The sequence below is a fragment of the Rhodoferax sp. genome (assembly GCF_023700745.1).
Classification (GTDB): domain Bacteria; phylum Pseudomonadota; class Gammaproteobacteria; order Burkholderiales; family Burkholderiaceae_C; genus Rhodoferax.
On the sequence record NZ_JAMPYG010000005.1, the window covers coordinates 167966 to 177806 of the forward strand.

The window sequence follows — 9841 nt, forward strand, 5'->3', positions numbered from 1 at the left end:
TTGGTCGGGGCGAAAGGATTCGAACCTTCGACCCTCTGGTCCCAAACCAGATGCGCTACCAGGCTGCGCTACGCCCCGACTCATATATTGTAATCGCTGAAGCCACTGTTTTTGGACGACTCCCCCCACGCAATCACCTTGCAGCGCAGTTAAATGACACACAATCCTGCCCCTTTGTCCTGGCTTGCCAGCGGCGAGGCTTTTCCACCCGTCGAATCGGCATGGGGGGTTGACACGGTGGCGCCCGGCCTGTTGTGTGCGGGGGCTGATTTGTCGGTTGCGACCCTGCAAAAAGCTTACCAGAACGGTATTTTCCCGTGGTTCAGTGCCGGTCAGCCCATTTTGTGGTGGAGTCCGGCACCGCGCATGGTGCTTGAAGTGGAGCAGTTCAAGCTGTCTCCTTCCCTGAAAAAAACCCTGAAGAAGTTTGCCAACGATCCGGACTGCGAAATCCGCATTGACAACGCCTTCGCGCAAGTGATTCAAGCCTGCGCGTCAAACCCCAGACCGAACGCGCACGGCACCTGGATCGTGCCCGACATGATCAACGCCTATATCAACCTGCACCATGCGGGTCTGGCCCACAGCGTCGAAACCTGGGTCAGGGGTGAATTGGTCGGCGGGCTGTATTGCGTCGCCAGCGGGCAAGCGGTGTTTGGCGAGTCGATGTTTTACCGCCAGACCGATGCCTCCAAAATTGCGCTGGCGGCGCTGGTGGGCCTGTGCCGCCAGCATCAGATCAGCCAGATTGATTGCCAGCAGAATACCGCTCACCTCGCATCGCTGGGAGCACACGAAATGCCAAGGCCTGAATTTGTCAGGCGGGTTCGGGCCTTGTGCCGGCAGCCTGCGCTTGACTGGCATTTCAAGTCCCTATACTGGCAACATCTCTTTGCATTCAATTCGGCTTCAGCGTGAACCAGTCCCAGGAAACAGCATTCAAAACGCTTCAGTTTTATGCGACGGCAAGCTACCCTTGCAGTTATCTTGACGGGCGGACGGCCCGATCCCAAGTGGCTACGCCCGCCCATCTGATCGACGCCACGGGCTATTCAGTGTTGATGCGCAATGGTTTTCGGCGCAGCGGTCTGTTTTATTACCGTCCGCATTGTGATCACTGCCAGGCGTGTCTTTCGCTGCGCTTGCCCGTGGCCGACTTCAAGGCGGACCGCAGTCAAAAACGCGCCTGGTTCCAACATGCTCATTTAAAGGCCACGGTCAGCTCCCTGACTTTTTTGCCGGAACACTTTGCCCTCTACCAGCGCTACCAGCAGGCCCGGCACCCGGGTGGCGGCATGGACGCCGATGATGTGGCGCAGTACCAGGATTTCCTGATGGACAGCCACGTTGACTCCTTGCTGGTCGAGTTTCGTGAGCCTTCGCCAGACAATGCCCCCGGCGTTCTGAAAATGGTGTCCATCATCGACCAGCTTGACGACGGCATGTCTGCCGTTTACACCTTTTACGATCCTGAGCCTGGACGCTCTTATGGCACCTACAGCGTACTGTGGCAGATCAAGCGGGCGCAAGCTTGTGGCCTGAAGTACCTTTACCTGGGGTATTGGGTGGCGCAGAGCCAGAAGATGTCCTACAAGTCACGCTTCAGGCCGTTTGAGATTTTCACCGGGCAGCAGTGGCACGCTGTGGCTGACAGGACAGACATCGCCAGGCTCATGGACGAAGATTTCACAAGATAAAATGAAACACCACTTCAGGATGTTGCATGCGAAAAATTGATTCTTCCCTTACATCCACGCCAACCATCCAGGTCATTGAACGCATGATGACCCTGATGGATGTGCTGGCCTCCCAGGAAGAGGCCATTTCACTCAAGGAAATCAGCGCCAAAACAGGGCTCCATCCTTCCACCGCGCATCGCATTTTGAACGACCTGGTGATGGGCCGCTTTGTCGACCATCCCCAGGCCGGCAGTTACCGTCTGGGCATGCGCCTGCTGGAGCTGGGCAATCTGGTCAAGAACCGGTTGAATGTGCGCGACGCCGCGCTGGAACCGATGCGTGAGTTGCACCGCCTGACGCAACAAGCGGTCAACCTGAGCATCCGCCAGGGCGATGAAATCATTTATATCGAAAGAGCCTACAGCGAACGCTCGGGCATGCAGGTGATCCGGGCCATTGGCGGCCGTGCGCCCTTGCACCTGACGTCGGTAGGAAAATTATTTCTGGCGGCAGATGACGCCCAGAAAGTACGGTCTTATGCGCTGCGCACCGGCCTCAGTGGCCACACGCGCAACAGCCTGACCCAACTGCCGACACTTGAACGCGAACTCACCAAAGTGCGCCGTGATGGTTTCTCCACTGACAACGAAGAGTTGGAGCTTGGGGTGCGCTGCATGGCGGCAGGCATCCGGGATGATCAGGGGAAATTGGTTGCGGGATTGTCGATTTCAGCGCCAACCGGCCGGCTGGACGAGTCATGGTTGCCCAAACTCAAAGCCACGGCCCAGGAGATTTCAGCCAACCTGGGAGCCCGGGTGAGCCACGTTGAATGATCAGCCGCCAGACACTTTGGTGTCTGCCTTGATAACAGCCGCATTGGCAGCGGATTCGACCCAGTGACGCACGCGCTCGGCATCTCCCAGACGGCTCAGTTTACCCGCCGAGTCCAGGAAAATCATGATCAATTGCCGGCCAGCCACCTTGGTCTGCATGACCAGGCATCGCCCGGCCTCGGAGATGTAACCGGTTTTTTGCAGGCCAATGTCCCAGGACGGATTCTTGACCAGTCTGTTGGTGTTGTTGAATTGCAGCGTCCGATTGCCCACCGCGACCTGATGCCCCGTTGACGTGGTCAATTCCCGAAGCAAGGGATTCTGGTGCGCGACGTCTACCAGCTTGGCGAGGTCACGCGCGCTGGACATGTTGCTGCTGGACAAACCCGTGGGCTCGACGTAGCGGGTGTCTTTCATGCCCAACAATTGCGCCTTGTTGTTCATCAGTTTGGTAAAAACAGCCAGTCCACCCGGATAGGTACGCCCCAGCGCATGGGCCGCGCGGTTTTCGCTGGACATCAGCGCAAGGTGCAGCAACTCACCCCGGCTCAGTTCTGTGCCCACTCGCAAACGGGAGCTGCTGCCTTTTTCGGTATCGACATCCTGCTGCGTGATGGTGATGTTTTCATCCATCGGCAAGTTGGCTTCAGTGACGATCAAACCCGTCATCAATTTGGTCAGTGAAGCAATCGGCAACACGGCCTGGTCGTTTTTGCTGATCAGCACTTCCTGGGTGTCCTGATCGATGACAAACGCAACACTTGATTTGAGATTGAGGTCGTCAGCAGCCTGATGCAAGCCGGCCATTTGGCCAAATGATGGTTTTGGCGGGGTACGAGCCACGCTGACAGAGGCGGCTTTTCGCTTGCCAGAGACCAGTGTTTTGCTAACGCGGCGTTTGGCAACCGTTGCCGTTTTTTTCTGCTTGCCAACCTGCGTTTTATGGACTTTTTGAGTTTTCTGCGTTTTGGCGGGTGCTGCCTGGACAACGGGTGCCCAGGCAAACCAACTCATCAGGCTCAAAAAACAAATCAAACCACGTACTTTTTTCCCGAAAAAACGGTTTAGGTCGGTGGTCATGAACTTGTCTCCTTAAGGCCAATTAGCAGTGACTAAGTTTAAACACAAAAATTCAGCTGTAGCAAGTACTTACAAAACTTTGTTAAACCAGTTTGCGTTCATCAGACCTGGGCCGATACCCGTTCGGCCTGGCTCTGGAGTTTATTCAAGGCACTCAGGTAGGCTTTGGCCGAGGCCACCACAATGTCGGGGTCGGCACCCACACCATTGACGATGCGGCCATTACTTTGCAGGCGCACGGTCACCTCACCCTGGCTTTCGGTGGAGCCGCTGATGGCGTTGACCGAATAAAGCACCATCTCGGCACCACTGTTGACGTTGGCTTCAATGGCTTTGAGCGAAGCATCCACCGGCCCGTTGCCATTGGCCGTGCTGGACACTTCCTTGCCGCCAATGGTCATGACCACTGTGGCCTGCGGAATTTCGCCAGTTTCACTGTGCTGGGACAAAGAAACAAAACTGAACTGCTCATGACTTTGGGCCACATTTTCTTCGCTCACCAAAGCCAGGATGTCTTCGTCAAAAATCTCGCTCTTGCGGTCGGCGAGCTCTTTGAATTTGGCAAAGGCCAGATTCACATCGGCTTCGCTTTCCATTTGTACGCCCAGTTCCTGCAAGCGCTGTTTGAAGGCATTGCGCCCGCTCAATTTGCCGAGCACGATCTTGTTGGCGGTCCAGCCCACATCTTCAGCCCGCATGATTTCGTAGGTATCGCGCGCTTTCATCATGCCATCCTGATGGATACCCGAAGCGTGGGCAAAGGCATTGGCGCCGACGATGGCCTTATTGGGCTGCACCACAAAACCCGTGGTCTGGCTCACCATGCGGCTGGCCGCCAGAATCTGGGTGGTGTCGACACCGACATCGAGATCAAAATAGTCACGCCGGGTGCGCACGGCCATCACCACCTCTTCCAGACTGCAGTTGCCGGCACGCTCACCAAGACCGTTGATGGTGCATTCGATCTGGCGTGCGCCACCGATCATGACGCCGGCCAGCGAATTGGCCACCGCCATGCCGAGGTCGTTGTGGCAATGCACCGACCAGATGGCCTTGTCAGCATTGGGCACACGTTCACGCAGACGCTTGATGAAGTTGCCATACAGCTCGGGAATGGCATACCCCACGGTATCGGGCACATTGATGGTGGTGGCGCCCTCCTTGATCACCGCCTCAATCACCCGGCACAGAAAATCTTCCTCGCTGCGGTAGGCGTCTTCGGCACTGAATTCAATGTCGGTCACCCGGTTGCGGGCAAAGCGCACCGCCTGTTTGGCCTGCTCCAGCACCTGCTCGGGCGTCATCCGGAGTTTTTTCTCCATGTGCACCGGCGATGTGGCAATGAAGGTGTGGATGCGCGGCCGGTTGGCGCCTTGTACCGCATCTGCTGCCAGCGTGATGTCACGGTCATTGGCACGCGACAAGGAACACACCGTGGAGTCCTTGATGGCATGGGCAATGGCCTTGATAGCCTCAAAATCACCGTTGGAACTGGCCGCAAAACCGGCTTCGATGACATCGACTTTCAGACGCTCCAGCTGCCGCGCAATGCGCAATTTTTCATCACGGGTCATGGAAGCACCAGGCGACTGCTCGCCGTCACGCAAGGTGGTGTCAAAAATTACCAATTTCTCTGACATGTCATTTCTCCTGGATATTTACAAAGGCGATTGAGAGGGTCTGGGCAACAAAAAAGCCCGTCGCGGGTGCTGACGGGCTTTTGGGGTTGATGCAATCACGCGCTAACCACTCCGCCCGCAGGACGTCAGGTTTAGCAGTAGTGAAATTTGATGCATGGCTTCAATATAACACAGCCAACATCATTTGTGCAGGCCGCGTTCATCGGGCTCATCGGTCGACGTGCTGATGACGCTGGTGGGAATCCCCTTGGTTTTGCGCCAGAAATAGATCACGTAGCCACTCAGACCGTACAGCACAAACAAACAAAACATCACGATCGGCGGGTCAATGTTGATGATGGCAATAGCGATGGCAATCAGCACAATCACCACAAAAGGCACACTGCGCTTCATCTGGACATCCTTGAAGCTGTAAAACGGCACATTGGTCACCATGGTCAACCCGGCAAACAGGCACACCGCAAACATCGGCCAGGCCCATTGCGGACCGGCACTGCCCAAGTCGGTCATGACCCAGATAAACCCGGCCACCAGAGCCGCGGCCGCAGGCGACGGCAGGCCCTGGAAATAGCGCTTGTCGACCACCCCAGTGTTGACGTTGAAGCGGGCCAGCCGCAAGGCCGCGCAGGCGCAATAGACAAAAGCCGCGATCCAGCCCCAGCGGCCCAGGCCCTTGAGCGCCCACACATAGGCAATCAGGGCCGGGGCAGCACCAAACGACACCATGTCGGAGAGCGAGTCCATTTGCTCGCCAAAGGCGCTCTGGGTGTTGGTCATGCGCGCCACGCGACCGTCCAGACTGTCGAGCACCATGGCGCAAAAAACGCCGACTGCAGCCAGATCAAAACGGCCATTGATCGCCATCACAATGGCGTAAAAACCGCCGAAAAGTGCTGCCAGCGTAAACAGATTGGGCAGGATGTAAATGCCCTTGCGACGCTTTTTCAGCATCACACCACCAGCGTGCTCCGTGTTCTGTGTATTCACATCTTCCATTCGTTTCGTCTCAGGTTGACGCCATAATAACAAAGGCCACCGAAGTGGCCTTTGTTTTGGCAAACGCGGCAATCAGTTGCGCGTCTGGTCCACCAGTTTGTTTTTGGCAATCCAGGGCATCATGGCGCGCAATTGCGCACCCACCACCTCGATGCTGTGATCGGCGGTGTTGCGACGGCGGGCCGTCATGCTCGGGTAGTTGGTGCGGCCTTCCAGAATGAACATCTTGGCGTAATCACCGTTCTGGATGCGCTTCAGGGCGTTGCGCATGGCTTCACGGCTCTGGGCGTTGATGACTTCCGGACCCGTCACGTACTCGCCGTATTCGGCGTTGTTGGAAATCGAGTAGTTCATGTTGGCGATACCGCCTTCATAGATCAGGTCGACGATCAGCTTGAGTTCGTGCAGGCACTCGAAATAAGCCATCTCGGGGGCGTAACCGGCTTCGACCAGGGTCTCGTAGCCCATCTTGATCAACTCGACGGCACCACCGCACAACACAGCCTGCTCGCCAAACAGATCGGTCTCGGTTTCTTCCTTGAAGTTGGTCTCGATGATGCCGGCCTTGCCGCCACCATTGGCCATGGCATAGGACAGCGCCAGATCGCGCGCCTTGCCGCTCTTGTCCTGATGCACGGCCACCAGATGCGGCACGCCGCCACCCTGGGTGTAGGTGTTGCGCACGGTATGACCGGGGGCCTTGGGCGCCACCATCCAGACGTCCAGGTCAGCGCGTGGCACAACCTGGTTGTAGTGCACATTAAAACCGTGGGCAAAGACCAGCGAGGCACCCTGCTTGATGTTGGGGGCCACGTTGTTGCTGTAGACCTCGGCGATTTGCTCGTCGGGCAACAGGATCATGACCACGTCAGCGATCTTGACGGCGTCATTGACTTCCATCACGTTGAGACCGGCCTTGCCGACCTTGTCCCACGATGCGCCACCCTTGCGCAGACCCACCACCACCTTGACACCGCTGTCGTTCAGGTTTTGCGCGTGGGCATGACCCTGGCTGCCGTAACCAATGATGGCTACCGTCTTGCCCTTGATCAGGCTCAAATCACAATCCTTGTCGTAAAAAACTTTCATCGCTCGCTCCGTTGTAAAAAACCAATAACCTTGCGGGACAGATCTTTAGCTCTGTCCCCAACTGACTAAAACTTTGAGGGACAGATCTTTAGCCCTGTCCTCAACTGACTAAACCTTGCGGGACAGATCTTCGGCTCTGTCCCCAACTGACTAGACGCGCAAAATCCGTTCGCCGCGACCAATGCCGCTGGAGCCGGTACGCACCGTTTCCAGAATGGCGCCGCGTTCAATCGCATCCAGGAACGCATCATTCTTGGTCTGGTCACCCGTCAACTCAATGGTGTAGCTTTTCTCGGTCACATCGATGATGCGGCCTCTGAAAATGTCTGCCATGCGCTTCATTTCCTCGCGCTCCTTGCCCACCGCACGCACCTTGACCATCATGAGCTCCCGCTCGGTATAAGCACCTTCGGTGAGGTCCACCACCTTGACCACTTCGATCAGCCGGTTCAGGTGCTTGGTGATCTGTTCGATGACCTCGTCAGAACCGGCTGTCTGGATCGTCATGCGCGACAGGCTGGGGTCTTCGGTGGGCGCCACTGTGAGCGATTCGATGTTGTAGCCACGGGCAGAGAACAAACCCACCACACGCGACAAGGCGCCGGCTTCGTTTTCCAGCAAAACAGCAATGATGTGTTTCATGATCAGAGGTCCTCCGCGCTCAGCAGCATTTCAGTGATGCCCTTGCCGGCCTGCACCATCGGGAACACGTTTTCAGTGGGGTCGGTGCGGAAATCCATGAACACCGTGCGATCTTTCAGTTTGCGCGCCTCTCGCAGCGCCGGCTCCACATCGGACGCCCGCTCAATCAACATGCCGACGTGGCCATAGGCCTCGGCCAACTTGACGAAGTTGGGCAGGGCGTCCATGTAGCTGTGGCTGTAACGGCCTTCGTATTCCACCTCTTGCCACTGCCGTACCATGCCCAGATAGCGGTTATTGAGCGCCACGATTTTGATCGGCGTGTTGTACTGCAGGCAGGTTGAGAGCTCCTGAATGCACATCTGCACCGAGCCCTCACCGGTCACGCAATAAACCTCGCTGTCGGGCTTGGCCAGCTTGATACCCATGGCATAGGGAATGCCCACGCCCATGGTGCCCAGGCCACCGGAGTTGATCCAGCGCCGGGGCTGGTCAAAACGGTAGTACTGAGCGGCCCACATCTGGTGCTGCCCCACATCGGAGGTGATGTAGGTGTCAGCGTCCTTGGTCATGTTCCAGAGTGTTTCCACCACGTACTGCGGCTTGATGATGTCGTTTTGACCCCGGTCATACTTGAGGCAGTCGCGCTTGCGCCAGCCATCGATGGTTTCCCACCAGGCACCCAGCGCATTGGCGTCGGGCCTGGCTGCGCCTTCCTTGATCATGGCGATCATCTCGGTCAGCACGTCCTTGACGTCGCCCACGATCGGGATGTCAACCTTGACCCGCTTGGAAATGCTCGACGGGTCAATGTCGATATGGATGATCTTGCGCTCGTTCTGGGCAAAATGCTTGGGGTTGCCAATGACCCGGTCATCGAAGCGGGCCCCCACTGCCAGCAGCACGTCGCAGTTTTGCATCGCGTTATTGGCTTCCACGGTGCCGTGCATGCCCAGCATGCCCAGAAACTTGCGGTCGCTGGCGGGGTAGGCACCCAGGCCCATCAAGGTGTTGGTGCAGGGGTAGCCCAGCATGTCGACCAGCTGGCGCAACTCGTTGGAAGCGTTGCTCAGCAGCACGCCGCCACCGGTGTAAATATAGGGTCGTTTGGCGGCCAGCAACAGTTGCAAAGCCTTGCGGATCTGGCCGCCGTGGCCTTTGCGCACCGGGTTGTAGGAGCGCATTTCAACCGTCTGCTGGTAGCCGTGGTAGGGCACCTTCTTGAACGACACGTCTTTCGGGATGTCCACCACCACCGGGCCGGGACGGCCGCTGCGGGCAATGTGGAAAGCCTTTTTCATGGTCTCGGCGAGGTCGCGCGCATCCTTGACCAGAAAGTTGTGCTTGACGACGGGGCGGGTAATGCCCACAGTGTCGCATTCTTGGAAGGCATCCATGCCGATGGCGTGGGTCGGCACCTGACCACACACGATGACCATGGGAATACTGTCCATGAAAGCAGTGGCAATGCCGGTGACGGCGTTGGTGACACCCGGGCCGGAAGTGACCAGCGCCACGCCGACATCGCCGGTGGCACGGGCATAACCGTCAGCCGCATGAACAGCCGCCTGCTCGTGGCGCACCAGCACATGCTGAATGGTGTCCTGCTTGAACAATGCGTCGTAAATGTGCAACACAGCACCACCGGGGTAACCCCAGACGTACTTGACGCCTTCGGCTTGCAAGGCTTTGATGAGGACTTCTGCACCTCTGATTTCCTGCTCAGCGCCTGCAGCTGCAGACTTGGTCTTGACAGAAGGATGCGGATTTGAAGAGTTTGATGCCGAAGCAATTTCGGCTTTTGCGATTTCCATGATGAACCTTTGTGAATTTCTCTAACGAAATACCTTGGGTGCTTCTTTGCAAACACTTGTGGTGTTGC

The 9841-nt window shown here is 57.1% G+C and carries 9 protein-coding genes and 1 tRNA gene; 3 read left to right on the plus strand and 7 right to left on the minus strand.

All coding sequences use genetic code 11. The features are described 5' to 3' along the window. Position 1: 1 nt before the first annotated feature. Positions 2–78, minus strand: a tRNA-Pro gene (locus NDJ10_RS06795). 75 nt (positions 79–153) lie between these two features. Here NDJ10_RS06795 and aat point away from each other — a divergent pair. Genes aat through NDJ10_RS06810 form a run of 3 tightly spaced genes read left to right on the plus strand, consistent with a single transcriptional unit; the run spans position 154 to position 2512 of the window. Continuing rightward, on the plus strand, positions 154–918 hold the full coding sequence (gene aat, locus NDJ10_RS06800) for a leucyl/phenylalanyl-tRNA--protein transferase (protein WP_296160458.1): 765 nt from the start codon (positions 154–156) through the stop codon (positions 916–918). After that, positions 915–1697, plus strand: a complete 783-nt coding sequence (locus NDJ10_RS06805; protein ID WP_296160459.1) for an arginyltransferase — start codon at positions 915–917, stop codon at positions 1695–1697. The genes aat and NDJ10_RS06805 overlap by 4 nt, the downstream gene beginning before the upstream one ends. A gap of 26 nt (positions 1698–1723) precedes the next feature. Beyond that, entirely contained in the window at positions 1724–2512 is a 789-nt protein-coding gene (locus NDJ10_RS06810) for an IclR family transcriptional regulator (RefSeq protein ID WP_296160460.1), read from the plus strand. Here the strand turns inward: NDJ10_RS06810 and pbpG are convergent, their stop codons facing one another. From pbpG to NDJ10_RS06840, 6 genes are all read right to left on the minus strand, one after another. Beyond that, positions 2513–3592 carry a D-alanyl-D-alanine endopeptidase gene (gene pbpG, locus NDJ10_RS06815; RefSeq protein WP_296160462.1) on the minus strand — a complete coding sequence of 360 codons (1080 nt, stop codon included), beginning with the start codon at positions 3590–3592 and terminating at the stop codon, positions 2513–2515. Between the two features lie 101 nt (positions 3593–3693). Continuing rightward, positions 3694–5232, minus strand: coding sequence for a 2-isopropylmalate synthase (locus NDJ10_RS06820; RefSeq protein ID WP_296160463.1), 1539 nt, complete (start codon positions 5230–5232; stop codon positions 3694–3696). A 180-nt stretch (positions 5233–5412) separates the two neighbouring features. Beyond that, a complete protein-coding gene (pssA, locus tag NDJ10_RS06825) occupies positions 5413–6228 on the minus strand; it encodes a CDP-diacylglycerol--serine O-phosphatidyltransferase (RefSeq protein WP_296160464.1) in 816 nt (271 codons plus the stop codon). Between the two features lie 72 nt (positions 6229–6300). Then, positions 6301–7317 carry a ketol-acid reductoisomerase gene (gene ilvC / locus NDJ10_RS06830; protein WP_296160465.1) on the minus strand — a complete coding sequence of 339 codons (1017 nt, stop codon included), beginning with the start codon at positions 7315–7317 and terminating at the stop codon, positions 6301–6303. Positions 7318–7467: 150 nt separating this feature from the next. Continuing rightward, complete coding sequence (gene ilvN / locus NDJ10_RS06835; RefSeq protein ID WP_296160466.1) at positions 7468–7959, minus strand: acetolactate synthase small subunit; 492 nt, start codon at positions 7957–7959, stop codon at positions 7468–7470. Positions 7960–7961: 2 nt separating this feature from the next. Then, on the minus strand, positions 7962–9773 hold the full coding sequence (locus NDJ10_RS06840; RefSeq protein ID WP_296160467.1) for an acetolactate synthase 3 catalytic subunit: 1812 nt from the start codon (positions 9771–9773) through the stop codon (positions 7962–7964). Between the last annotated feature and the right edge of the window lie 68 nt (positions 9774–9841).

Bases quoted from the DNA above. Each gene is read 5' to 3' on its own strand.
- aat (WP_296160458.1), top strand. From the start codon at position 154: ATGACACACAATCCTGCCCCTTTGTCCTGGCTTGCCAGCGGCGAGGCT.
- NDJ10_RS06810 (WP_296160460.1), top strand. From the start codon at position 1,724: ATGCGAAAAATTGATTCTTCCCTTACATCCACGCCAACCATCCAGGTC.
- pbpG (WP_296160462.1), bottom strand. From the start codon at position 3,592: ATGACCACCGACCTAAACCGTTTTTTCGGGAAAAAAGTACGTGGTTTG.
- NDJ10_RS06820 (WP_296160463.1), bottom strand. From the start codon at position 5,232: ATGTCAGAGAAATTGGTAATTTTTGACACCACCTTGCGTGACGGCGAG.
- pssA (WP_296160464.1), bottom strand. From the start codon at position 6,228: ATGGAAGATGTGAATACACAGAACACGGAGCACGCTGGTGGTGTGATG.
- ilvC (WP_296160465.1), bottom strand. From the start codon at position 7,317: ATGAAAGTTTTTTACGACAAGGATTGTGATTTGAGCCTGATCAAGGGC.
- ilvN (WP_296160466.1), bottom strand. From the start codon at position 7,959: ATGAAACACATCATTGCTGTTTTGCTGGAAAACGAAGCCGGCGCCTTG.
- NDJ10_RS06840 (WP_296160467.1), bottom strand. From the start codon at position 9,773: ATGGAAATCGCAAAAGCCGAAATTGCTTCGGCATCAAACTCTTCAAAT.